The sequence below is a fragment of the Oceanobacillus salinisoli genome, assembly GCF_009733865.1.
Lineage (GTDB): Bacteria > Bacillota > Bacilli > Bacillales > Amphibacillaceae > Oceanobacillus > Oceanobacillus salinisoli.
On the sequence record NZ_WOFB01000005.1, the window covers coordinates 1 to 26,442 of the forward strand.

A 26,442-nucleotide genomic window follows, 5' to 3' on the forward strand; every position below is an offset into this window, starting at 1 on the left:
AAAACTTGAAAAAAGTATTTGACATTGTACGCTAAGCAAAGAAAAAGCCATTCATTTTATGGCCCTATTACCTTCTTTTAAGTCGACACTTAACAGCAAATCCGTCAGATGGAACGTATAGCTTCCTTAACAGGAACAGATCCAGCTACTAGTTGAAATTCTTTCCCAATAGTATTCTCATTTTCCAAGCTGGCGACGACGACCCTTGCTACATCTTCTCTCGGAATTTCACCTCGTTCTACTTCTACACCTGCATTTACTTGAGCTGTTCCTTTATCATTGGTCAGAATACCAGGGTGGATAATTGTATAATCCAAATCCGTTCCCTTTAACCATTTATCCGCATAATGCTTTGCTGCAACATATGGCGCAAAGGATTCTGGAGCCGCTTGAATTGCTTCACGTCTCGTATCAAACGAACTGATCATGACGAACCGTTTTACACCCGCAGCTTTAGCTGCCTCGACCGTTTTCACAGCACCATCCAAGTCCACCATAATGGTTTTGTCTTTTCCTGTATGTGGCCCAGAACCTGCTGTGAATACGATGGCATCAACTCCCTCAGCAGCTTTCGCAATAGCATCAATGTCTTGTTCCAGATCTACCACTGCCGTATCCGCACCTAGATTTTCGAAAAAGTCAGCTTGCTCCTGTTTACGAATCATTGCCTTTGCTTCCAGGCTATCACTATCCTGAATGAATGAAACGAGATGTTTTCCAATTTGACCATTTGCCCCAACTACAAGAACTTTCATTTTATCCATCCTTTCTAAGTAATTTAAGAGATCTACTAACATTTTAATCCTATTACAGATCTCTTCCTTCAATTATCGTTAGAAAAACTCGCATTCGTTCGCCTTTTAGCAAATGTGTAGTATTTTTTTTTGCTTTGGACATTTAAATTTTGGCTACGCCGAATCCTCTTCTTCGCTAAAATTTTATACTTTTTTAAAGTGTAAATAGAAATATAGACGATGTCTAGTACTCCACACCTAAAGGTCATTGTTCTTTTTCCAGAGGTTCATTGGGTCGGTTTGCTCGTCCTTTAATCCCATTTGTACCATCTTTAGTTTACGATCTTCTTTACGTTTTCCTAACTCTTTATAAATAATTTGCGATTTCCCTAACCCTGCTGCAACAGCATCCTCTACAGACTGGCAATAATACACCTTTTTAATCCCTGCAAAGTACATCACTGTCAGACACATTGGGCATGGCTCTCCACTAGCATACATCGTATAATCTGATAAATCATGTGTTCGCAATTCTTTCTGTGCCTTTCGTATAGCCAGCATTTCCGCATGTCCGCTTATATCATATGTTTTATGTAATTCATTTACCCCTTCCGCCGTAACTTTATTATCTTTCACAAGTACTGCACCAAAAGGCTGTCCCCCGTCCCTCACATTATTGACAGCTAATTCTACTGCTCGTTTCATGAATGGGTCCATTCTTCATCACCTCCTGCTTTCATTGAGATTTTCCATCAGTAACCATCAATCACTGTTTTAATAGTATGGATTGTCCAACTAACCAGAAACCTAATGTCATTAAACCTATTAATACCCTATATTATCAAGACTTTTCAGTGTAACTTTATCTTAACATATCACCATCAAAATATTCTAAGATTTACGACATAACAACTATTGCAAATTCACCCAGAAAAATTCACAAGGGATATTTTGTAAGTATCTTCATTTAAACTGATTGCGACACCCCGCGTCTTAAACTTTTGAGTCAAGAATAATTGGGGGTTGATAAAAAGAGGAACCTTTTAAATTTTTCTTCAACAGTTTTTCACTCCCATCAAGCCACCCCACCTCAAAGCTTAAATTCCTTCTGCAATGTTTTAGGGGACATATTGTACTCCTTTTTGAAAAGACGATAGAAGCTGGAGTAGTCCACAAAACCGCATTGGACGGCAATTTCTTTGATGGAAATCTCGTTCTGTTTAATCATGCTTAATGCTAGAGAAAGCCGCTTTAAGGTCACATAACGGTAAAAAGGTAAATTCATTTTTTCCTTAAAGTAGTGGGAAAAATAATATTTACTTAAGTAAAATCGCTCCGATACATGCTCTAAAGTTAATGCAGGGTCTGTTAAATGTTCTTCAATGTACTCCAATATTGATACTAGCCGTTCATCCAACTCATTTTTTTTACTTAAACCAGCCGCACTTTTCGTCGGATTAAAAATAAGCTCCAGTGCTTGAAACAATTGATACTGTAGGGTAAAGGAATATTTCTCTTTGCCCTCCTTAATCTTTTTAATAATACTTTTTAATAAAGAGACCATATGCTGAAAGCTTTTGGAATCTAAATGGTACATATAAATCCCGTTCGCTTTTTGAAACGTCGTATTTTCTTTTAAAAGTGGAGAACTGTACTCAAAATCATTCATTAAATGCTGGCTGATGGTAACAACGAAGCGTTCATACTGATCAAGACTATTGGCGATCACTCGATGTACCGCATAAGGTGGAATCACCACGACATCCCCCTTTTTTAAATTATAGGTCATTCCCTCGCAGAAATACTCACATTCCCCATCCACCAAAATAAAAATTTCAAACACCTCATGACTATGGAGCTGATAAAAGGGCTCTGTACTTTCCAATCCTCCCCATGCACTTTCATTATGTTTCCGCAGTATACTCGTCTCTATAGTTGGACCCATATGATAGATTTCAAAATCCTGCGTTAACATTGGCAAAAAATAGGTTTTACTCATGAATCATACCACCTTAAAAAATAAGCAATAACTGCAATGTTTTATAGCAATAAATGTTATTTATAAAAATTGTAACGATGTTATTATATCATTGGAAGCTTAAGGAAATCATTCTAATAGAAATTGAACTGTAAAATGAATTTTTAGATATGGAGGAAAAGACAACATGTTATATCCTATAGCTACAGAAAGTCGTGTCGTGATGGATTTAAGCGGCACCTGGAAATTTATGATTGATAAAGAAACAGAAGAAGTAAATGTGAAGCAGCCATTGCCAACCAGTCAACTTATGGCCGTTCCCGCTTCGTTCAATGACCAGGCTGCTTCCCAGGAAATACGCGAGCATAATGGCTATTTTTGGTATGAAAAGGAATTTTCCGTTGCCAAAGCTTTGCGTGATGAAAGATTAGTTTTACGATTCGGTTCTGCCACCCATGAAGCATGGGTATATATTAATGGAGAATTTGCCGTACATCATAAAGGCGGATTTACCCCATTTGAAGTAGAAATCAATGAGTTTCTAGTTCCTGGAGAAAATCGTCTAACGGTTCGCTTAAGCAACATTTTAGATTTTACGACATTACCTGTGGGAAATTATTCTGAGAAGAAAGATGAAAACGGTAAAGTTATCCGTAAAGTTGATGAGAACTTTGACTTTTTCAACTATGCAGGTTTACATCGTCCGGTAAAAATTTACTCTACGCCTACTAACTATATCGAGGACATTACGATTGTTCCAAATGCCGATTTAGCAGCTCAAAAGGCAGATGTTCAAATTTCTGTTAAAACTGCAGGTACATTTGATGAAGTACGTGTGACGATTCTGGATGAACAAGGAAATCAAGTGACACAGGAAACCGGAACTGACATTACTACTGTAATCAATGAGGTCCAATTATGGCAGCCACTGAATGCATATCTTTATACTGCAAAAGTGGAAGGGATGAAAGATGGACAAGTAGAGGATGTCTATGAAGAAGCATTTGGTGTTCGTAAAATAGAAGTGAAGGATGGCAAATTTTTAATTAATGGAGAGCCATTCTACTTCAAAGGATTCGGAAAGCATGAAGATACATTTGTCAATGGCCGTGGACTAAACGAAGCATATAATGTCTTAGATATCAATTTAATGAAAGAAATGGGAGCTAACTCCTTCCGTACGTCCCATTATCCATATTCAGAGGAAATGATGCGTCTATGTGACCGTGAAGGAATAGTTGTCATCGATGAGACACCTGCTGTAGGATTAATGGCATCCTTTAACTTTGATGTATCCATTTTAGAAAAAGATGATTTTGAAGACGAAACATGGAAACAAATGAAAACGTCAGAAGCGCATGAACAAGTTATTCATGAATTAATTGACAGAGATAAAAACCATCCTTCTGTAGTCATGTGGTCGATTGCGAATGAGGCGGCGACTTACTCTAAAGGTGCACATGAATATTTCGAGCCATTATTCAATCTGGCACGTGAATTGGATCCCCAAAATCGTCCATTAACCTATGTCAGTATCATGATGGCTACACCTAAAACGGATAAATGTTCAGACCTTGCTGATGTCATTGCCCTAAACCGCTACTATGGCTGGTATGTACAAAATGGTGATTTGGCAGCAGGTGAAGTGGCCACTCGTAATGAGCTGTTGGAATGGCAGGAAAAATATCCTGAAAAACCAATCATGTATACCGAATATGGTGCAGATACGGTTGCCGGTTTCCACAGTATATACGGTGAGCCATTCTCTGAAGAATATCAGGAAGATTACTACAGAATGAACAGCAAAGTATTTGATGAAATTCCAAACTTTGTAGGGGAGCAATTATGGAACTTCGCTGATTTCCAAACGAAATTTGGTATTATGCGTGTTCAAGGAAACAAGAAAGGTGTCTTCACTAGAGAAAGAGAACCCAAAATGGTCGTACGCTATCTAAGTGACCGCTGGAAAAACATTCCTAATTTTGGGTATAAGAAGTAGGAAGGATTTGGGCTTCCAAGTATTTGGAATCTGGTACACTTACACAAGTGACCTTAAACACTTAGAAAAACGGGATTGCTACATATTAGCTCTCCCGTTTTTTAATACTGTTGATACTTGATAAAATCAGCTCTTTTCACATAGTTTGTTATTATGAATTGATATAAACGACGGACTAACTTTAAATGATATCAGAGATTAATCGACCGCTACGGAAATACACTACGCTTTCCGCGGGCGACCCGTGACATATAATTTTCATTTAAAAGGCAACAAACCTCTTCGGTGGGACGAGTAACTGTAGTCCCAACCTTTTAGAAAACAGACTAAAATAAAATATCTTATAGCTCTTTCTACGATTCTCGATTTTTCTTCGGAAACATAGATGAGCTCTATGTTCCCTTTCTGACATTTTAAGCTCTCTTAAACCGCCCCATTCTTCCCCCTCAAATATCAAATGTGGGAAGAGTGAAGCCGAATGTGGACCCTTCTCCCTCTTTACTTTCGACCCATATTTTTCCTTTATGTGCTTCAATAATCTCTTTGCAAATAGCTAGGCCTAAACCATAGCTACCGCTATTGCTATTGTTTTCCTTTGTATAAAAACGCTGAAAAACATGTGGCAGCTCTAACTCAGGAATACCAGAGCCCTGATCCCGAACCATCAGCTTGAGTATGTTTTATTGCATTCGATAGCAGATTACTGACAACTTGTTCGACATCGGAAGGTATGCTGCTCTTAGTAACTATACACGCCACACATGGAAGCAGCAGAACCCACTATTTTTCACCCAAATGCTGCTTTAACGTACTAGTTGTCGTTTCTAATAGATTTGGATTAATATCCAGGTAATAGATTCCATCAATAAATTTTTCTTCTACTCCATCTTCCATATTTATAACCTGAATAGATTTAGAGTTACTTTCGTCTGTTTGGAATTGATTAAATATGTCACTTGGAATATTCGTTTCACTTTCTTTTATGAGGTTTTTAATTTGAGAAAAGGATAGACGTTCCTTTATTAATTCAGCAATATCATATATTTGAATACGATTTTCCCTTGCTTCCTCTTTATCAATTCCTATTTCTGCATATATCTCTTCTTCTGGAATGACAGAATAGTAATCAATAGAAACATCAACGAGATCCGACACAGATGCCAAGACTGGTACAGGAGTTGAATTGATAGCATATGCATGTGTTAATTTATCCTCTCCTATCACTTTTCCTTCTGAATTAAATATTTGAACATATGCTTCACGAGGAATTGGTACTAATTTCATACTGTGGTCCCTGCTATTATATGTAAGTAAAATATGAATCGTAGTTCTATGGTTACTATTTTCCAATGAATCCTCCCCCAGGAGTAAGACTGAAAAGGATATATCTTCTTGCTGAGAGGCCTGTTTTGTATTCAACTGACCTGTTTTATTACCTGAATACAGGTGCGGTAAAACTAATCCAATCGCTAATAGTAAAACCATGACAGTACCTAATATGGGACCAGTGTAACGTTTCCCATTACGCAAAAAGTTCGTATTATGTTTTTGTTTTTTTTGATACTTTTCTTGAATTTTTTTGAACGTTTCGATTCTGTCTTCTTTCGTAAATATTAAATCGTGCTCATCTAAAGAGGACCTCTGATTAAATTTGTTATCCATAAATACCAGCCTCCTCCAATAAAATTTTTAACCTTTGCTTTGCTCTTCTTAACCTTGTTTTTACCGTATTAGTATTCAAATCAGTAACTTCGGCAATTTCTGTGATAGATAAGGACTTGTAGTAATATAAATAGATCACTTCCTGATAATTTTTAGGCAAGGATAGGATAATGTCTTTCATCTCTTCAGATTCTGATTCTTTGATTACTTTTTCTTCTGTTAAAGGTAAAAAAGTGTTAACAGCACTCTCTAAAATATTTTTCGTTTGCACCTTCCTGTAATGCCAGCTTTTTAAATAATCCTTGGACTGATTAATGGTGATTCGATATAGCCATGTTTTTATGGAGGAATCATAACGAAATGTATCCATGTTTTCATAGCATTTAATAAAGGTATTCTGAACCATATCCTTCGCAGTTTCTCTGTCTTTTACATAATAGAATGCCAGTCTAACTAAATCACTCCCATGTTCAATCATCATTTCTTCTAATATATCTTTTTTCTTTTCTTTCTCCATAACTCCCCTCTTCCCTAACCTATTTTAATATTTGCCCTTTTGACGAAAGCCGATTAAAAAGAGTTTCAGGATTTCAAAAACTTTTCACACGTTAGGAGTGGAAAATATAAAATATTAGCCAAGAAGTGAACGTAGCTAATATTTTAGTCCCAAGGAAAAACCACTTCCTTAAAAAGACGTGTAAAAGTAAACTTTTCTAATAACCCTTTCATTTTACCAGCTAGATTATTATGTCGACATAAAAAAAACAGCCAGCTCATAGTGAACTAGACCATTCCGATAATTTCTTAATAATTCTATTAGTTGAGTATAATCGGTTAGTTATATTTAATATAATTCTATCCTCTAATCAACTGCTTGAAAAATGTGTTCTCTAAATTGCATATAATCGTTACCATTATAAAGAGGCTGGGACAAAAGTGTTTTATTCAAAGAAAAATCCGAACTTGAAATTTTGATTGGTGGATATAAACCGCTCCGGAAATACACTTCGCTTTCCGCGGGCGGCTGGTGAGCCTCCTCGTGCTAACGCACTGCGGGGTCTCACCGATGCCTTTCCTCCCGCAGGAGTCTACGTATATTTCCTCCGCTAAAGTATGATTAGGTAAGATTAAATCTCGAAATAACCACATTGGTTTATTATAGAGTATAAAGTTATATAAAAAATCCCCTATGCAGTAGAAAAGGATTGTCGGATGATACTGTTTCCAATTCCTCCAATCCCCCCATTTCAGCGCCGCTATGGTATAGATAACATTAATTAAAATATACATAATACCAATCCTTTAAAAAGAAGAATATTATTATGCTCTCCAAATATAAAGCAGCTTATTAGCTGTGAAACATTCTTATTACACCATGCATACATATCTTCACTTTTATGTTTTATTTATAAAACGGTTTTATCTTTTTATATTAATTTACAAATACAACTATTAATCAGTGGGATTTTTTTCATCCCCACTTATGGTTAGATGAACCCGGAATTAACTGGCTGACCGTCCCCCTACTTATCATTCTTGAAGTATCTCAAATTCTTGAAGTGAGTTCTTACAACCAGTTAATCTGTGATAAAAATAGCGTCCGCTTCCCCCCCCTGAATGGCCAATTATCTCAGCTCTTTTATTTCCTTGTTCACTGTTTAAAAAGATATTGAATTTTATTTAATCAAATGTAAAATAGCAATATAAGAATCCTATGAAAGAAGGCCCTCAAATGGAAAAAGCTCTACCAAAGCAAGCTGTTACAACCCATGATGACAATCAGACGATATATCGGATACTGTTTCTGATCGGAACCTGTCACCTACTAAACGATTCGCTTCAGGCTGTTATCCCTGCGATGTTTCCTATTTTGGAAAATTCGATGGGACTTACATTTACACAGCTTGGGCTTATTGCCTTCACCTTAAATATGGTTTCTTCCGTCATTCAGCCTTTTGTCGGTACATTTACCGATAGGCATCCCATTCCTTATGCGCTTCCTATTGGGCTCACGAGCAGCATGGTTGGTATGCTCGGTTTAGCGTTGGCACCTAATTTCTGGATGATCCTGATAAGTGTTATATTTATCGGCTTAGGATCTGCCATCTTTCATCCAGAGGGATCCCGTGTCGCTTATCTTGCAGCGGGAAATAAAAGAGGACTTGCACAATCGATTTTTCAGGTTGGAGGAAATTCTGGTCAGGCACTAGCACCAGTTATAACTGCCCTGATTCTCGTTCCCCTCGGACAGAAGGGAGCACTTTGGTTTACCTTGATTGCGGCTTTAGCGGTTGGTGTTCTGTCATATATTTCCAGATGGTATGCGGGGCAAATGAAACATATAGCCATGAAACAGAAAAAGACCCATGACAAAAAGGAGAACAAATTCGTATCCAAAGCTATTAAAAGTGCACTAATTATTCTTATATTCATCGTATTTGCCAGGTCCTGGTACGCGGCAGCAATTTCTAATTTCTATGCCTTTTACGCTATCGATACATATCAGCTTACCATTGCCAATTCACAAGTATACATATTCATATTTCTAGCAATGGGAGCACTCGGCACTTTTTTAGGCGGCCCTTTTGCCGATCGCTTTGGTAGAAGAAATGTTATTTTATTTTCACTCGTCGCCTCCAGTCCGCTTGCCATTTTATTACCATATGCTGGCCCAATTGCTGCTATGATTTTATTGGCTGTTATTGGTATCATCCTAATGTCCAGCTTTTCCGTAACTGTCGTGTACGCACAAGAGCTTGTCCCGGGGAAAATCGGTACCATGTCCGGACTCATTGTTGGCTTAGCCTTTGGCATGGGTGCTATCGGTTCCGTTGCTCTTGGATCATTTATCGATTTCTTTGGGCTAACCACAACGATGATTTTGGCATCCCTGTTACCTTTGTTGGGCCTTCTAACCTTTTTCTTACCTACAGATGAGAAGGTTCAGGAGTGGTATGAGTAGGAAGCATGAGGACGATTCTTTAAGAGAACTTACGCATTAGAAGGCACAACTAGCGGATTTCCTCTGCTAGTTGTGCCTTTTTCTTTTCTTATGTATTCACTATCCGCAAAGTTTTTCATTGTCTCAGTATTTACGTCTTCCAGTATAGAATATTATTATATTAAACCGTAATAAAGTGTTCACAATTGCAAGAAGGATTTTTCATCATTAGGGTTATTTTCTATCAAAAGTGGTTCAGTTTTCAATTGCTATGGTGGTTCACTTTTAAATTACCATATACAAGGATTCAGGATTATATTCGGAATGTTATAGAATCTTCTACGCGACCTTTTGACTCCCAACCGAGTTCGTTCGGGCACCTAGAACCTCTCTACGTTACCTTTTGACTCCCAACCGCGTTCATTCGGGCACCTAGAACCTTTCTACGTTACCTTTTGACTCCCAACCGTGTTCATTCGGGCACCTAGTCTCTTTCTTGGATTCCTCGAAAAATTAGTTAACAAATTTAAAAAGAACTTTTTCACCAATACTGGACGGTTCTTTTCGCTTCCGTTCATACCGTAATCTAAAATAGTAGCCCCTATATTACTGGAAGAAAGAACTGCCTTTTTTATCTGAAGTATTTTCAATGAACAAATTTTACAGAGCGAATTATTGGTGATAAGCAAAACTCCTGTCTTGAACCATGATTTTCCCGCATCTCTTGAAAAGGTTAGCAAAACTCGCATTCGCTCGTCCTTTAGCGAATGGGTAGTTTTTCTTATACTTAGGACGTTAAAATTTTAGCTACGTCGAAAAACTTCTTTGCTAAAATTTTATACTTTACTAACGTGCAAAAAAACAACACCTGCGTTGGCCTGCAGGTGTTGTTTCATCAAAAAGTGAATCTTCCATCCAAGTTTTTTCTCCTCCCACTGATGGAATAAGAGTTTATTAGCTGCCCGACTCCACTTTTATCATTCTTAGTATCTCGTACTCTTGACGTGGAGAGGTCCCACAGCCAGTTAATCACGTGATAAACTCACAACTCCGCTTGTTCCTCTGTTTCCCATTTTTTTACTTCTTCTCGAACAATCGGTGCCACTTCTGTTCCTAACAATTCAATAGCACGCATTACATCTTCATGCGGCATGGAACCAACTGGGACATGAAGCATAAAGCGAGTTATTCCAACGTTTTTACGTAAAAAGATAATTTTTTCCGCTACGGTTTGTACATCCCCTACATATAAAGCTCCTTCCAAACTACGCGCATGATCAAAGGTGGCACGTGTATATGGCCCCCATCCCCGCTCTCTGCCTATAACGCTCATAGCCTGTTGAGTAGGTGGGAAAAATTTCTCCACAGCCACATCCGTACTCTCGGCAACAAACCCATGAGAGTGAGAGGCAACCGTCAGTTTCGATGGATCATGTCCATTTTTCTCTGCCGCACGCTTGTACAATTTAACGAGTGGAGCAAACTGAAGCGGACTGCCGCCAATAATAGCAAGAACAAGAGGCAAACCTAGGACACCAGCTCGAGCGACGGATTCAGGTGTGCCACCACTGGCAATCCAAATTGGTAAAGGATCTTGAACAGGCCGAGGATATACCCCACGATTTTGTATGGCAGGTCGATGCTTCCCGGTCCAATTCACGATTTCGGAATCACGGATTTGAAGCAGCAACTCCAATTTCTCCTCAAATAGTTCATGATAGTCATTTAAGTCATAACCAAATAGCGGAAAAGACTCAATAAAGGAACCCCGTCCTGCCATAATCTCTGCACGTCCATTCGAAATGGCATCTACCGTGGCAAATTCCTGAAACACACGAACCGGGTCATCTGAGGATAATACCGTTACCGCACTGGTGAGGCGGATTTGTTTGGTTTGTGAAGCCGCCGCAGCTAACACCACCGCCGGAGCCGAACTTGCATAATCTTCCCGGTGATGTTCTCCTACACCAAAGACATCTAACCCCACTTGATCCGCTAAGACGATTTCTTCTACAACCTCACGAATTCGCTCGGCATGACTAAGCACTTTTCCTGTTTTTACATCCGGAGTTGTTTCGACAAACGTTGTAATTCCAATCTCCATATGATTGCCTCCTCTTATTATTTGTAAGTATTTTTACTAATCATAGTCGATTTAACCGGGATATGGAAGAAATTTGCAATCATCGAGGTTGGCAAAGCTTTTTCCAAGCACTACTGCATGGAGGAGATGGAAACATATAAGCATCCTTTGCATCTCATTGGAAAATGTTCCTCCGTTTGCTTGCTCTATCTTCACTTCTTGTCTAAACTAGATTTATATTAATTTCCGTATTGTTGTCGAGAGGAGTGCCTGAATGTGAACCATCCTATAATCAAGCTAATCTTTCGAATACTGCTTGCACTATTCCTTGCAGCTATTGGAATTTTCTTTATCTATCAATTGTTAAGGCTTACATACCCATTTCTTCTTGCTGCACTGTTTGCCTTTCTGATCAATCCAATGGTTCGTGTATTAGAAAAGTATGTGCGAATCCCCCGGCTGATTGCTGTACTGACGAGCATTATCTTGCTCATTGGTTTAGTGGGTGGTATCGTGGCCATCACGATTATAAAAATTATTGATGGGTTTCGACATTTATCGGAATACGTTCCCTCACAGATTGAACAAATATCTGTGACGATTCAAGATTATGTTAACCATTACATATTACCGCTTTGGGACCAGGGGATTGGCTTGATGGATAACTTAGAACCTTCTCACCAGAGAGCCCTTCAAGAAGGGATTCTATTAATTGGAGATAACTTGGCTGCAATGCTTGGAAATTTAGGTCAAGGAATTGCCAATGGACTTTCATCGATTGTCAGTGCCCTTCCCATCACATTTACAGTTATTATTTTTACTATTCTAGCTATTTACTTTATCAGTAAAGACTGGCATAAATATACACAGCTTTACAGAAATAAACTGCCTTTTTTTATCCAAAAACAGACCATGGATGTTATAGATGACTTGAAAACAAAAATCTTTGGTTTTCTAAAATCACAAATCATTCTTATGGGCTTAACCGCTATTGTCAGCCTGATTGGTTTACTGATTCTCCGCGTAGACCAGGCATTAACTATCGCATTCATCCTGGGATTCATTGATTTGATTCCGTATGTAGGACCGGGAATAGTCTTAATTCCCTGGAGTGTTTATAGCTTTTTCACAGGGAATCTCTTTATGGGGATTGGTCTCCTCATCCTCTATGCGGCAACGGTAACTGTTCGTCAAATAGCGGAACCAAAAGTATTATCAACTAGCCTGAAACTAAACCCGCTAGCCATTCTTATATCCCTATTTGCCGGACTCCAGCTGTTCGGTTTAATGGGGCTGGTCATTGGGCCCGTATTGCTTGTGCTTTTCGTTTCTTTATATGATGCAAAGGTGTTTAATGGACTGTGGGGCTTTATTAAAGGGAAATATGGGTAATAATCCAGGAAGTTTTGGAATAGTTCCTGTCCCGAAGAATATTTTGCTCATCATTTCCAGAAAGGGAATCTTCAATCAGTGGAATTATATCATCTCCCACTGATTGTTAGTCCTAAAGGATGACCTAAAGGCCTCTAAACCAATGAGGAATTTACTGGCTGCCCGTTCCCCACTTATCATTCTTGAAATATCTTGAATTCTTCTCGTTAAGGGTCTTACAGCCAGTTCATCACGTGATAAAAAAACTATCAATTAAGGGAGATGATCGGAAAGATGTCAAATTTTTGCCCAAATATATGGCCTGAAGAACCAGTTCCTAATAAAGTGAAAACTTGCGATAAGTGTGGTCTGATTGAACATGGCTCACGAATGATTTGGGGAGAAGGAAATCCAAACGCTCGAATTATGGTAATCCTCGATAACCCTGGTGCACGTGAAGACCGAGATGGCAACCCGTTTGTTTGTGGTACAAGACAAACATTACAAAAAGCTGCTTCGAAAGTGGGATTTAGGACAGATGATCTATACGTAACCTATATTTTAAAACGAAAACCTACTCGTGCATATGATAAGGAAAAAACAAGAGAAATCTGTATGATGCACCTCGACGATCAGTTACAAGAAAAGAAGCCTGCATTCATCCTTTGTCTCGGAAATGTAGCTGTCCAGTCCTTTTTTCAAGATGAAGAGGCAGAGGTAAAATCCTTGCGCGGTACCATGCACAATATAAGAGGTATGAAAACAACCGTAGCATACCATCCCCTTGCTGTCAGAAGGAGGCCTAACCTATGGTCTCTATTTTTGGATGACTGGCAATACCTTGCTAATCATTTCCACAAATAAGTTAATTTAGGCCCCATCACCTTTATTTACCATTAACTTTTTAAAGCATCCATGGTAAAATAACTCTTTTAGATTAATAAAATCATTTACTATAGATATTACTTTTTAATAAGGAGGTTGAAAGCATGGCTAAGAAATCAATGGTTGCTAAACAAAAGCGTCAACCAAAATATAAAGTTCAGGAGTACACACGCTGTGAGCGCTGCGGGCGTCCACATTCTGTCCTTCGCAAGTTTAAATTATGCCGTATCTGTTTCCGTGAATTAGCTTATAAAGGGCAAATTCCCGGAGTAAAGAAAGCGAGCTGGTAATGATAAGTCAACCAAAACGGTTGGCTTTTTTTCATGTTGAAAAGCATAAAAAAAAGAAACATAAGGACTAATGAGAAGGACTGGGGCAGTTCCCAGTCCTTCTTCTTGAAATGCACGGATAATCATGGAGACGGTTCTTGCTACCAATTTGCGAAATGCAAAGTAAGTGAATCGCCACCTTGTTCCATTACCTAGCCCAGTATGTTAACATTGAATGACAGTCATTTTTAAAGGAGTTTTAACCTATGAATGTTCCGATTCTTTATGAGGACAATCACTTACTGTTTGTAGAAAAACCCGTTAATATACCGGTGCAGGAGGATCGTTCCAAGGATGAGGACTTACTAACACACTTGAAGAAAGATTTGAAGGTACGTCATCAAAAGCCAGGAAATGTCTACCTTGCCCTCATTCATCGCTTAGACCGTCCTGTCGGTGGGGTGATGGTGTTTTCGAAAACGTCAAAAGCCGCTTCTCGTTTATCCGATGCCATCCGCAGAAATTCCGTCGATAAAAAGTACCTGGCTGTCGTCAGAGGAATTCCCCCAAAAGACTATGGTGTGCTGAAGGATTATCTAGTTAAAGATCGCAGCAAAAATAAAGTGTATACCACACAGCCAAATCACAAAAAAGCAAAGAAGGCGGTACTGGAATATCAAGTCATCGGCAAAAAGAAAGGCATGAGTCTACTTTCCATCCAACTTCATACCGGAAGACCCCATCAAATACGTGTTCAGCTTTCCTCCCGCAATATTCCGATTTACGGGGATCAGAAATATGGTGAAAAAGTGAACACACCAGGAGAGCAAATCGCCTTATGGTCACAGGAACTCGCTATTGAGCACCCAACAAAAAAAGAAGAAATTAAAATACACTCCCTTCCACCAAATCACTACCCTTGGAATCTTTGGTAGGAAGCATGGGGTGGTTCTTCTGCTTTCAGAGTCGCGAAAAAGGAAGCGGGATTATAAGGGCTATGCTTCGGAAATAGATTTTAATAGCTTGTGGCTGGATTTGGTGGTGTTCGCGAGCAGGTTCCTTCTTCCTGTCGTACGATCTTTTGGTCTTGGCGCGCGATTTGGATGGACTCTCGCGCGGGTTTCCTCCTTGCCGCTCGATTTGCACGGACTCTTGCACGGGTTTCCTACTTGTCTCTCGATTTGCACAGACTCTCGCGCGGGTTTCCTTCCAAGCGCTTGATTTGCAGCTCCCTTCCCTCGTTACTCGATTTCAGTGGATAGCAGCCACACCGCTTCAACAAAAAACATAAATAAAGGGAAGCAAGAGAACTGTCCCCATGCTTCCCTAGCTTCCAGATTGACTAAATTTTTTGCGTAATGTCTCTCGTCCTTGCCAAATATGCGTTAGAATTTCCGATTTGGGGGTGTCCAGTACTTCACAAATCTCCTGAACAGATAATTGAAAATGATTGCTAGATTGCAAGATTAGAGATAATCTCTCTTTTATAGACACACCCATCAAACAGGCTTCTATATCCGCATGTAGATACGGATGAAGGATTGAACACCCATCAAAAGAATGGCTATGCTCCACCCCTTCGCTAAGCTTCCCCTCTCTTAACCGGCACTGCGCAAGAGCTACAGTTGTCTGATACAGCCACAACGAGAATTTTCGGTTCGCAGCATCATACTCACCAATGTGGGAATAAACATATAAGAAAGTATCTTTGGCCAGTTCCTCGGCCTTTTTCCTGTTTCCCATCGTAGTGTAGCAGATTTGATAAACCGGTTGCTGATAGTGCTGCACCAGTTTCTTAAAAGCACTACTTTTCCCCTTTTTCACTTGTCGAATGACACGCTGCCTTATCTCCCTCATCCCTTATCCCCCTTAGAAAAACTCGCATCCGCTCATCCTTTAGCAAATGTGACGTTTTTCCTATACTTTGGACATTAAAATCTTAGCTACGTCATGTTCTCTTCTCGACTAAAAATTTATACTTTCCGAAAGTGTTAAAAAATACCAAGCTCGTTATTCCCTTTCCGAGCTTAAGGACATCGCTTCGGTTAACTTCACTATTTCATCCTGATCGATATCTGGATTTGTTATCAAGAGCGAATAGCGCAGACCATCTTCATCCCAAAGAAATCCATTCATGACTTCCTCATATTCTGCTATATTTCCTCGGATTTCGAAATTCCCATCCTCTATCCGCATATCCTCAGGAGTTTGAAAAATCGACAATGAAAACATTGGGATATCTTCTTTTGATCTATAGGTAAGTTCCACTTCATACCTATCCAATTCGCTTGAAAAATCATACATCTGCACGTCAGACAGATAGATATCATCTTCTTTAAAAACGAGGAACGCTTGACCGAGCGCTTCTTCTGCCTCATCTAGTGTTACTGGATTGGGACCAAACATATCATCTAAACTAGCAATCTCGACATCATCTGGAATATCGATGGCAAACGTTTCTTCCGTAAAATTCGGAGAGAAGTCCAGCATTGTATATTCAAATTCTGTTCGCATATCTCCAGTTTCCGAGACCACTTTTACGACAAACCACGTTTTCTGTTCAACCCAAATCTCCATATCGCCAAGTAAATTATCTGTATCATTTGCTTTCACTTCAATATGGTACGTATTCAAATCAAGTACCTTTTCTTCCCCAGCGATTTCATACGTATGGGTATCCTGCATCGATTCCATCATCGTTTTAAATTGATCTTTCGGACTTAAACTGACCATCTCCTCCAATTCACTAACATCCATTTCATGTACTTCCTGTTTGCTCCTATCATACATAAGCATTTTCTTTCCATCATTTAGGACCTCGATTTCCTGATTGAGCAGTTGATCCTTTGTAACAACCTTCCTCTTCCCATTCGTTACATATTCCTGTAATATAACATGCTCCATAAATTCTTCTCCGTCATAAAGCTTCATTTCAGATTCCCCATGATAAGTAGATACATCCTTATCCGACTCAATCGCATTATGGATGATTTCCTTTGCAGAAACATTCATTTCTTGTGAACAACCTCCTAACATGAATATAATTACACTTAATAAAATCACGCTTCTTCTTTCCACCAACTTCATCGTTATCCCCTCTCCTTGATCCAGCAGGCAATTAATGTCCCTTTCTTTTCCGTTGACCAAATTTTTATTTTTCCAGCATGTTTATACATAATAATTTTAGCAATGCTTAGCCCCAAACCTGACGTTGCCCCTTTCCCTCTTGATGTATCATCCTGAAAGAAGGGCTGAAACACTTTTTCCAGCTGACTTTGTTTGATACCATTCCCTTCGTTTTGAATAAGAATAATCGTCCCATCTTTTCGCCATTCATCCACTTTCCCCTTAAACTCCGAAAAAATCCAATGAGGCAATGTCTTTTGCGAGGAGACAGCAGCCAGCCAAATCTTGTGATTGTTAGGAGTATAGCGAATGCTGTTATCCATTAAATTATCAACCACTCGAATCATTTGCTTCGGGTCAAGAAGATAGGAATTTTTGACATAGAGATCGGTTGTTAATGTGATACCTTTTCTTGAACATGGCTCCTCATAACCGGAAAACAGCATTTCAAAAAACTCATTCCCGTTTACCAGTACAGGATTTAAGATATTCCCTGATGATTGCAGAGCAGTAAATACGGATAAATCATCAATCATCTGTTTCATATGATCTAATTTATCAATGAGAATGGACTGATATTCTTCCCGCTCCTTTTCGGATAAATGATGATTTTCCAATGCCTCGGTGTACGTTCGAATAACGGTTAAAGGCGTTTTTAAATCGTGAGATAAGGAGGCGACCATATACTCCTTTTCCTTCTGCTGCTGAGCAAGAGCTTCCCTTGTTTCTTTAATTTGCGCTTTCATCTGTTCAAAATGGGATATTAGCCCCCCTATTTCATCCTTGGATGGAACCAGTGGTTGATTCAGTTCCTTCCCTTCTGCAAAGGCCTTCATATGCTCCTGCAGTTGATAGAGTGGACGATTTAACTTGTAATTTAACGACATGATCACGACCACATAGAGTGCAATGAAAAATACTCCTAAAAGTACAAACATGACAATGGTACGCTGATTCGTTGTTTCGACCCACGCACTTCTTCCAATCGTAATTTCATATAAACCCACTAACTGATTTTCCTCTTGATTAAAAACCAGCCTTTTCGTCGAATATGTACGTGGATTTTTTTGATATTCATTTAAATTTTGATATAAGTTATGTTGATTCACCTGAAAAAGCCTTATGGTTCCAGGTGTGTCCAGCGTGGAAAACAACAAGACACCATCATAACGATATAAATCTATTTTCATATGATCGTCTGCTAGATTCCGTAGATGCTCATAATTTTCTTCAGGCTGGATTTCATACAAGGTTACATCCTGTAGATGGCTTTCCAAGGAATTTACTAACCCCTGAAATTCAAAGTATTCCTTTATATCCTGCTGTTGATCATAATGACTTAGACTGATATATAATAGATAAATCGCTGCAATAGGCAGCAACATGACAATAAGATAGCTGATCATCAGCCAATTCTTTATTTTCATTCCAAGGCTTCCCCTATAAACCGGTAGCCGACACCCCAAATCGTTTGAATGAATTTAGCTTGCTTTTGATTATCCTTCATTTTGGTACGCAAGCTTTTAATATGTACAGTTACCGTATTATTCCCATCTACATTCATCAGCTGCCAAACGTGCTCATATAACTCAGACTTTTTAAAAGTAATAAATGGATTTTTCGCAAGCAGGAACAAAATATCCCGCTCTTTTGCTGTTAAAAAAAGTAGTTCCTCATCGATAAACACTGCTTCATTTAAGAAATCGATGGCTAATCCATGCTTGTAATAATCGATTTGCTCTGTCTCGTGCTTCTTTGTATATCGGTGGTACCTTCTAAGATGAGATTGAACCCGGGCAGTTAACTCCTTTAAACTAAATGGTTTTGTTAAATAATCATCCGCTCCAAGATCCAGCCCCAGAATCTTGCTCTCATCTTCATTTTTTGCACTTACAATTAACAATGGCACGTCACTTTCTAAGCGAATCGTTTTACATAACGTAAAGCCATCCATTTCCGGCAGCATTAAATCCACAATCACCAATGAAAAGGATTCCTGTTTGAAATCTTCCCATCCTTCCATACCTGTCGATGCCCATGTCACCCGAAAACCTTCTCTATTTAAATGGTCCCTCATAATGCGGGCAATCTCATAGTCATCCTCGATAATAAGAATTTTGCTTTTTTCTCTCTCAGCCATATATCCCCCTCTTCTCTACCTTAAGTATAATTCATCTATCCACATCCACTTAAAAACTTTATTTTCACTTAATAATTGTAGTTAAATAGGTACCTTCTTCCATTTCCTTGTTCATTTGAAATAATCACATTCGCTTTTTCCTTTTGTGAACGTGTTCATTTTTTTATTTTCGATAATTTGCTCCGTTAATTTTACGCTTTTATAACGTTAGAAAACTTGGCTATCACCGGGACTTTTGGTGATAGCCAAGTTTGTACTTTTGCTTTAAGTACGTATCGCACTTTCATTACCTGCTGAACTAAGTTAGAAAAAAACCACATTGATTTCGCCATTAGCGAGTGCCGAAGCTTTTCTTATTTTAATATAAACTGATCTACTACTTGTAAAAATGTTAATCTTCCCTAACCGATCCCATGCTTCTTAACCAACTTGCTCGTTAACCTCTGTTATCTTCTTCTTCTTTCTCTTTATGAATAAGCGGCTTAATCCATTGCCTAGTGCATGAAACAATCGGTAGACTGCAGGGATTAAGACAAGCGTGATGATCGTTGCAAATAGCAGGCCGGAAATAATTGCAGTAGCCATCGGTGCTTGATAATTACCTGTTGTTCCTGTTGCTAACGCCAGTGGCAGCATTCCACCCGCTGTCGTAAAGGTTGTCATAAATATAGGACGGAGCCGATCCTTTCCTGCTTGAATGACTGCTTCGTTTACCGAAGCCTGTTCACGACGCAATTGGTTCGTTCGGTCAATTAAAAGAATCGCATTATTTAGCACAATACCAATGAGCATGATGATTCCCATTCCAGACATCACACTAAGCTCCCGCTGTGTAATAAACAAACCAAGTATCACACCAACGATAGTCATTGGAATAACAGACATGACAATCACAGGGTGTACTAAATGATTAAATTGAACCGCCATAACCAAATAGACAAGGAATATGGATAGGATCAAAATGAGAATCATATCGTAAATAAGCTCCTGCTGTGTCTCCAAATCCCCTCCTGTAGAAATTGTGTATCCTAATGGTGTTTCAAAATCACGGATAAGATTCTGGACTTCTCTATTAACAGTTCCTAAATCCGTATCTTCAATATCCGCAGAAATCGTTACATATCTATCCCCATCAAGATGCGAAATTTCATTTGGCATATGAACACTTCGCAATTCAACAAACTCTGATAAGCTCCCTTCCCCCTCAATAGTAGGAATGGTCCAATCAAGTAGAGCTTCTTCCTTCGTTACCTTTTCATTCCATTTCACGACAAGCGGAACATTTTCTTCATTCGTGGTTACTTCTCCAATTGGCATATGGAGAAATGCTTCTTGTATAAATTGACGAATCTGTATTTCCGTTAAACCAGCATCTTCTATCGCATCTTCCTTCAATTCAACTACTTTTTCCACCGAGGTTCGCTCAATGGAGTTGGTTATACCAACAAGGCCGTCAACCTCTTTTAGTTCCTCCGCCAATTCACTCACCAAGGTTTGCAGCTCCTCGTAGCTATCCCCCTTCACCTGTATTTGAACAGGCATACCAGTACTTACAGAAATGGCACTTTGAACACTCCGAATCGGATAGTCTTCTTCCAATTCACGTAAAGAACGTAATATCTCCTCATTCACGTCCTTTTGCTCTCTTGTAACTTCATCTCCCTTTGTCATGTTAATTAGAGTATAAAACATCGTACCATCATCTATAATGTAACTCGTTTCCACATCATCAATATTGGATAATGATTCACTTATTTGGATGGCAGCCTGTTCTTTCTCATTAGCAGAAACTCCTGTTTCTAAATCAATCATTAACTCCGCATATCGATTCATCATATCCGGCATGACAGTCATTGGAATTTTAAATATCAGAAACATAGATCCAACAAACATGAGGAAGAAGATAAAAATAACGGCAATGCTGTTGCGTTTCTTCTTCACCACCCATAAAACAAATCCCCCGTAGGTCTTGACTATTTTCCCTTCTTTCCCAGCACGCTTTTTACGAATCTTGAGAAACTTCTCAGATAAAGAAGGAATGAGGGTAAAGGAAACAATAACCGAACTAATTAAGGTAATCGCCACAACTACAGATAAAATAATCATAAACTCTCCAACATCACCGCCCATGATTCCAATCGGTAGAAAGACAACAATTGTCGTTAATATAGAAGCTATGACTGCTGAAGCTACTTCCTTCGTTCCCTTGAGTACCGCTTCTACCGGGCTAAATCCGTGTTCTTTTTTCTTGTAAATGGACTCCAGTATGACAATGGAAGAATCCACCATCATCCCAACACCTAACCCTAAGGCGATGAGGGAAAGCATATTAAAGCTGTAATCTAAAACCCACATCGTAATAAAGGTTAATAAAATAGAAGTTGGAATGGAGATACCGATAATAATCGTTGCACGAATATTGCGTAAAAATAGTAGCAAGATAACAATAGCAATGATCCCTCCAATAAGGATATTACTAGATACCCCATTGATGGATTCTTCTACGTAGTCTGCCTGTGCAACAAGCTCATTTAAATCAAAATCCGTTACTAACCCTTCATCCCGTATATTTTGAACCTCTTCACGAATAGCATCCGCCATTTCGATTTGTGTGACATCAGAAGTTCGACCAACTTGAACAAAAATAAAATCCTTTGTACCATCTTTCCAAACAGTGGACGCATTTTCTAACGGCTGCAAGGAAACATCTGCAATTTCTTTCAGTGAAATAAATCCCGATTGTGCTGGAATTCTACTATTTTCTAAATCCTCTGCTAAAGCTAGGCTCGTTTCCCAACGAAGGGATGGTTTTTCTTCTTCCTCTGAAAATTCTCCCAATGTTTCATCTGTATTTGTCTGCTGAATAATGGATGTGACCTGTGAAGCATTCAGTCCATGTTCCATCATTTTATCCCGGTCCAATTCAACGACCATCTCATATTCCTGGATTCCCATTAAAGAAACATCTTTCACCTCAGGCAGGTCTTCTAAGCGAGGTTCCAGAACATCCTTTGCAAATGCTGTAATGGTGTCCATATCCCCATTTGAAATATCCATAAAAAATTCATAGCTCGCACTCAAGCTCATTTGCTCTGCAATGACTTCGTTGACACCAGATATATTGGAAGTCATGGATTTGGCAGTAGATTCAATTTCCCGTGAAACCTCCTCACCACGGCCCTTTTCAATCATAACTTGTAAACTGCTCTGGCCAACGGTGGTTGTTGAGTAAATTTCCTCCACCCCATCAATCCCTTGAATACTCTGTTCAAGTGGAGTGGTAATGGAACGTTCCACTTCAATCGCCGCCATATCCCCAGCACTAACAACGACATAAGCTCCATCGAATTCTACTGGTGGAAGCAGCTCTTCATCAAGCTTCGTTATTGAATACACCCCTAAAATTAGTACAAACACTGCCGCCAAAGCAACAAGTATTTTTCGGTTCAAAATAAAGTTTAACAACCTTCTCTCCCCCTGCATCTTTTTTACTATTTTTTTATCCATCTGTAAGCCGTTTTAAGTATAAAAGAAAAGAATAACAATAACTAGAATTTTATGGAAATTTTACAAAGAATATAAAATTAAAGACTTATATCCTCCTTTCCGAATGATTAACTACCATTAATAGTATGTTATTAAAAAATTTTTAACATTGTACTTGAGCCAGAATTTGTATACGACTTGAGACCTATATGAAGAATTTCTTAAGACATCGTGTTTGAATCCGTTTTTCCGCGACGTACAGAGCAAATGAACCGAAAAGACAAAAGGCAATAATAAGTATGAGAAGCTAGCGTAATATGCTAATAAACACAAGCAATTGCCTGGTGAAAAAAGTGGAGGTAAACCATTTCATGTAACGCCTTGAAAGCTTTGGAGAGAAAATATAGATCATGTGGAAGCACAAAGAAAGCATTTCCTTTATACATAAGAAAAGCGTAAGCGCCCGTTTAGCGACGTACGGACTGCGCCTGGCCATGTCAGGTGGTTCGATGTTGCTGCGCAAAGCAGCGGTCTTAATCGGACATTCCACTGCCGTAGGAGATAAAGGAAACATGCCCCTTCATAGGGGTATGCCAACGCCTGAGCGCTAGCCCGCTTTTAGTCGGCCTTCCTAAAAAAACTGAGTCGATGTTGACTTTCACTGCAAGGGTATAAGTGCGACTAAGCCTCTGGTTTCACCAATCGGCAAGTCTTCTTTATCGTACGGAGGTGAGGAAGCCCGCTAGTCGATGGGCGATGGAGCTAGCAAATTTATACTTTCTTATTTCATGATAAAATGAAGATATATGAAGGAGAGCTTATTTAGTATAAAATGTCAGAAGAAGAAGGAATAAGGCACGGGGACGGTTTCTCCTTTCACAGTCACAAAAAAGGAAGCAAGAAACCGTCCCCATACTCTGAAGTTAGTAGTGAAGAATAATCTCGGACATTACCGGATAGTGATCACTAGGAAATTGACCGTTCTTTTGATAATTGATGATTTCACTCTGAGTAGTAGTGACATTTCCTTTTGATAGAATCCAGTCGATTCGATTATCCGCCCCTCCACCAGACGGGTTATTGAATCCATTGAATGTACCTAAGTCTTCATTAATCCTTGTATCTGCTGCCACCCATGTGTCGACAAAGTTTCCTTCTTTAATCAGAATTTCATATGGTTTGCTACCTGGGCTCGTATTAAAATCACCAGTTAAAATGACAGGTAAATCAGGATCGAATTCCTTTACCTTCTCAGAAACCAATTCTGCACTTTTTTCTCTTGATTCAGCAGACATATGATCGAAATGAGTATTTACAAAATAAAATTCTTTTCCAGAATTGTTATCAAGAAACTTAACCCATGTCACCATACGCGGGATTGTGTTTCCCCAGGAAGTTGAACCAATCACTTCAGGAGTATCAGATAACCAGAAATGGTCATATTCCATTGGTGTAAATTGGTTTTGATTATAATAGATAGCCATGAATTCTCCTTGATCGCCACCTTCCCGGCCCAATCCAATCCAGTCATAGTTAGGTAAATCAGCATCCATATCTTTTACTTGTTGATAGACCGCTTCCTGGGTTCCAAAGATATCAGGCTGATTGGTGCGGATAACCTGGCGTACAGTAGGTCGTCTTTCTTCCCAGGAATGTGGTGATTCATCAAAGCTGTTTAGATACCTTAAATTAAATGTCATTACGTTTAAATCGAGACCTTCCACTTGTCTATTTTTTGCGGAAGCCTCAACCGGGCCTGCTAGGGATGGAGCCGTTAATAGTACTAAACTTAAAAGCATCATTGCCTTCTTTAATAGATTTTTCATTGTAAATCCCTCCATTATACTTATTTGATAGTTTAATAATGTGAGTGCATCTACCGTTGTGTTGGCTATCTTTTTCCCAGATTCATTTTAATTTGACATTTTTCCCTCCTTCCGATTTAATTCTATTTTAAAGAAACTTTATGTAATTACTGTTTATTCAATTTAAAAATCTGTAAATTACGAATAATGTAGTTAAATATAATCAAATAGTCACATAAGAGAGTGAAAGACCGGGACTTGGATTTGCTTGTATTCCCGACAATGTAAATAGGATAAAGGTTGGGGAGAAATGTCTAATTCTCGTGTTTTTGGCCAGCAAATATTTCTGCAATATGCTGTTATATCAATACATAACCCCATTTCCCTCATTGCTTAAACGGAAAAACGAATCAGCATGCTGGACGATAATTCATAACTAGTCCTTAAGTTATACTTTCATCCAACATTTTTTATTTATTGGTAAATTTTGTAAAAAATAAGTAACTGAGAAGCACGGGGATGATTCTTTAAGGGGACAATCCGAAGTTTTGTGCGAAAGAAAGCACAACTAGCGGATTTTATCTGCTCGTTGTACCATCTCTATATCTTATGTAATTGCTATCCACAAAATTTTTGATTGCCTTAGAAGAATGAAGTCGCGTCCTTCAGTAAAAGCAAAAATACATTTAAACGAAACGTTCATTATTACAAGAAGGATATTTCTAACTTGTGTCCTGCTTCCTGATTAGGTTCTTCTGCTCCTCACAAAAGGAAGCAAAAGAACCGTCCACATGCTTCCGAATCAAAACGTCTCCTTGTTAAACAAATGTGGTGCCGAAGCAAATGCCTATTGAATCGTGTTCGCATCAATGACTGCTCCCACAGAGTAGAAGTGAAGTGAATCGGGGTTAAATACCTTTACAAGATTACTATCCTGTCGCGGCAAGACTGTCGAATGCGGAGAAGGTGAATTCTGTACAAAACCATTCAAATGTATTTGTTTTTTTGCCATTCTTCAAACACTCTCCTTTAATGAGGCGATACTTTGAATTCGGCTGTCTGAGTACGGATACGAGGGGCAGACGGTTCTTCTGATTCCAACATTGAAACGTCCATCTCCCCTGTGCCCCGCTTATCGAACCAAAGTCTTAAAAAAACTGCCCTTTTCTTGTTTGTTTAATTAATTTTCATCATAAGCGTTCAATGCATTCACACTATGCGCAATGGCTGATCCAGCCTTTAATGCCGTTGCAACAAAAATAGCTTCCGAAATTTCCTCTAAGCTAGCACCCGTTTTCTTCGCATTTTTCGTATGAAGGTTGATGCAATATGCACATCCAGTCGTATGTGCACACGCTACTGCAATCAGTTCTTTTTCTTTCTCTGTTAAGTTTTGCGCTTTAATTGACTTCTGATCAAAATCCATAAATGCCTTAAATGTTTCCCCATTAAGCTCGGCAAATTCCTTGATTCTAGCAAAATAGGATGCTTTATAAAGTTCTTCATCCCCTTGTCCATCAAACGCATTTAATGCATTTACCCCATGAGCTGCAGAGGACCCCGCTTTAAGTGCCGTCGCTACAAATATAGCTTCTGCAACTTCTTCTTTGCTTGAATCATTTTTTTTCGCATTTCCAACATGCAAATCAATGCAATATGGACATCCAGTAATATGTGCGACCGCTACCGCAATTAATTCTTTCTGTTTCACGGAAAGTTCGCCTGCTTCTAACGCCTGATCATTAAATTTAAAAAACGTCTCAAATGCTTCTGGTGCATACTTCTTCAATTCAGTAATTCTTCCAAAATACTCCTTTTTGTACAAGCTATCTGTTTTTGTGTTTGCCATACATACCCTCTCCTTTTTTCTGGGACCGTTCTGCTGCAGTTAGAAAACGACGCATTACACAGGAACTTTCCCTTTAGTTTTACCTACTTTAATATGATTTTCCATATTGTATTA

20 protein-coding genes are annotated in these 26,442 nt (G+C 38.9%); 6 read left to right on the forward strand and 14 right to left on the reverse strand.

Annotated features, from left to right (window positions below; genetic code table 11):
* Nucleotides 1-104: 104 nt before the first annotated feature.
* The 3 genes from GMJ66_RS05340 to GMJ66_RS05350 form a co-directional block, all read right to left on the reverse strand.
* Nucleotides 105-755, reverse strand: coding sequence for an SDR family oxidoreductase (locus GMJ66_RS05340; RefSeq protein ID WP_156289310.1), 651 nt, complete (start codon nt 753-755; stop codon nt 105-107).
* A gap of 237 nt (nt 756-992) precedes the next feature.
* Nucleotides 993-1,451 carry a nucleoside deaminase gene (locus GMJ66_RS05345; protein WP_156289311.1) on the reverse strand — a complete coding sequence of 153 codons (459 nt, stop codon included), beginning with the start codon at nt 1,449-1,451 and terminating at the stop codon, nt 993-995.
* A gap of 373 nt (nt 1,452-1,824) precedes the next feature.
* Nucleotides 1,825-2,733 carry a helix-turn-helix domain-containing protein gene (locus GMJ66_RS05350; RefSeq protein WP_156289312.1) on the reverse strand — a complete coding sequence of 303 codons (909 nt, stop codon included), beginning with the start codon at nt 2,731-2,733 and terminating at the stop codon, nt 1,825-1,827.
* A 166-nt stretch (nt 2,734-2,899) separates the two neighbouring features.
* Here GMJ66_RS05350 and uidA point away from each other — a divergent pair, with 166 nt between their 5' ends.
* The gene (gene uidA / locus GMJ66_RS05355; protein ID WP_156289313.1) at nt 2,900-4,711 is read left to right on the forward strand and encodes a beta-glucuronidase; all 1,812 of its coding nucleotides are present in this window, start codon (nt 2,900-2,902) and stop codon (nt 4,709-4,711) included.
* Between the two features lie 446 nt (nt 4,712-5,157).
* On the opposite strand, the gene GMJ66_RS21140 is transcribed toward uidA, so the two are convergent.
* The 3 genes from GMJ66_RS21140 to GMJ66_RS05370 all read right to left on the reverse strand — a co-directional run bounded on the left by GMJ66_RS21140 (nt 5,158) and on the right by GMJ66_RS05370 (nt 6,890).
* Nucleotides 5,158-5,376, reverse strand: coding sequence for a sensor histidine kinase (locus GMJ66_RS21140; protein WP_156289314.1), 219 nt, complete (start codon nt 5,374-5,376; stop codon nt 5,158-5,160).
* Between the two features lie 115 nt (nt 5,377-5,491).
* Nucleotides 5,492-6,373 (reverse strand): LCP family glycopolymer transferase, encoded by an 882-nt coding sequence (locus tag GMJ66_RS05365; protein ID WP_156289315.1) that lies wholly within the window; start codon nt 6,371-6,373, stop codon nt 5,492-5,494.
* Nucleotides 6,366-6,890, reverse strand: a complete 525-nt coding sequence (locus GMJ66_RS05370) for a sigma-70 family RNA polymerase sigma factor (RefSeq protein ID WP_156289316.1) — start codon at nt 6,888-6,890, stop codon at nt 6,366-6,368. The genes GMJ66_RS05365 and GMJ66_RS05370 overlap by 8 nt, the downstream gene beginning before the upstream one ends.
* Before the next feature lie 1,215 nt (nt 6,891-8,105).
* On the opposite strand from GMJ66_RS05370, the gene GMJ66_RS05375 reads away from it, so the two are divergent.
* Nucleotides 8,106-9,335 (forward strand): MFS transporter, encoded by a 1,230-nt coding sequence (locus tag GMJ66_RS05375; RefSeq protein WP_156289317.1) that lies wholly within the window; start codon nt 8,106-8,108, stop codon nt 9,333-9,335.
* A gap of 1,021 nt (nt 9,336-10,356) precedes the next feature.
* Here the strand turns inward: GMJ66_RS05375 and GMJ66_RS05380 are convergent.
* Nucleotides 10,357-11,418 carry an LLM class flavin-dependent oxidoreductase gene (locus tag GMJ66_RS05380; protein ID WP_156289318.1) on the reverse strand — a complete coding sequence of 354 codons (1,062 nt, stop codon included), beginning with the start codon at nt 11,416-11,418 and terminating at the stop codon, nt 10,357-10,359.
* Between the two features lie 255 nt (nt 11,419-11,673).
* Between GMJ66_RS05380 and ytvI the strand changes: the two genes are divergently transcribed.
* From ytvI to GMJ66_RS05405, 4 genes are all read left to right on the forward strand, one after another.
* Nucleotides 11,674-12,789, forward strand: coding sequence for a sporulation integral membrane protein YtvI (gene ytvI, locus GMJ66_RS05385; protein WP_156289319.1), 1,116 nt, complete (start codon nt 11,674-11,676; stop codon nt 12,787-12,789).
* A gap of 273 nt (nt 12,790-13,062) precedes the next feature.
* Nucleotides 13,063-13,632 (forward strand): uracil-DNA glycosylase, encoded by a 570-nt coding sequence (locus GMJ66_RS05390; RefSeq protein WP_156289320.1) that lies wholly within the window; start codon nt 13,063-13,065, stop codon nt 13,630-13,632.
* 125 nt (nt 13,633-13,757) lie between these two features.
* Complete coding sequence (locus tag GMJ66_RS05395) at nt 13,758-13,943, forward strand: type Z 30S ribosomal protein S14 (RefSeq protein WP_156289321.1); 186 nt, start codon at nt 13,758-13,760, stop codon at nt 13,941-13,943.
* A gap of 245 nt (nt 13,944-14,188) precedes the next feature.
* Nucleotides 14,189-14,857 (forward strand): RluA family pseudouridine synthase, encoded by a 669-nt coding sequence (locus GMJ66_RS05405; RefSeq protein ID WP_156289322.1) that lies wholly within the window; start codon nt 14,189-14,191, stop codon nt 14,855-14,857.
* A 391-nt stretch (nt 14,858-15,248) separates the two neighbouring features.
* Here GMJ66_RS05405 and GMJ66_RS05410 read toward each other — a convergent pair whose 3' ends face one another.
* From GMJ66_RS05410 to GMJ66_RS05440, 7 genes are all read right to left on the reverse strand, one after another.
* The gene (locus tag GMJ66_RS05410; protein ID WP_156289323.1) at nt 15,249-15,779 is read right to left on the reverse strand and encodes a sigma factor; all 531 of its coding nucleotides are present in this window, start codon (nt 15,777-15,779) and stop codon (nt 15,249-15,251) included.
* A gap of 153 nt (nt 15,780-15,932) precedes the next feature.
* Nucleotides 15,933-17,009, reverse strand: coding sequence for a LolA family protein (locus tag GMJ66_RS05415; protein WP_156289324.1), 1,077 nt, complete (start codon nt 17,007-17,009; stop codon nt 15,933-15,935).
* Between the two features lie 2 nt (nt 17,010-17,011).
* Entirely contained in the window at nt 17,012-18,475 is a 1,464-nt protein-coding gene (locus GMJ66_RS05420; RefSeq protein ID WP_156289325.1) for a HAMP domain-containing sensor histidine kinase, read from the reverse strand.
* Nucleotides 18,472-19,188: a response regulator transcription factor gene (locus GMJ66_RS05425; RefSeq protein WP_156289326.1), complete on the reverse strand. Its 717-nt coding sequence runs from the start codon at nt 19,186-19,188 to the stop codon at nt 18,472-18,474. Before GMJ66_RS05425 ends, GMJ66_RS05420 begins: the two co-directional genes overlap by 4 nt.
* A gap of 420 nt (nt 19,189-19,608) precedes the next feature.
* A complete protein-coding gene (locus GMJ66_RS05430) occupies nt 19,609-22,653 on the reverse strand; it encodes an efflux RND transporter permease subunit (RefSeq protein WP_231514821.1) in 3,045 nt (1,014 codons plus the stop codon).
* A 944-nt stretch (nt 22,654-23,597) separates the two neighbouring features.
* Nucleotides 23,598-24,500: an endonuclease/exonuclease/phosphatase family protein gene (locus GMJ66_RS05435; protein WP_156289327.1), complete on the reverse strand. Its 903-nt coding sequence runs from the start codon at nt 24,498-24,500 to the stop codon at nt 23,598-23,600.
* A 1,159-nt stretch (nt 24,501-25,659) separates the two neighbouring features.
* A complete protein-coding gene (locus GMJ66_RS05440; RefSeq protein WP_156289328.1) occupies nt 25,660-26,328 on the reverse strand; it encodes a carboxymuconolactone decarboxylase family protein in 669 nt (222 codons plus the stop codon).
* Nucleotides 26,329-26,442 lie beyond the last annotated feature (114 nt).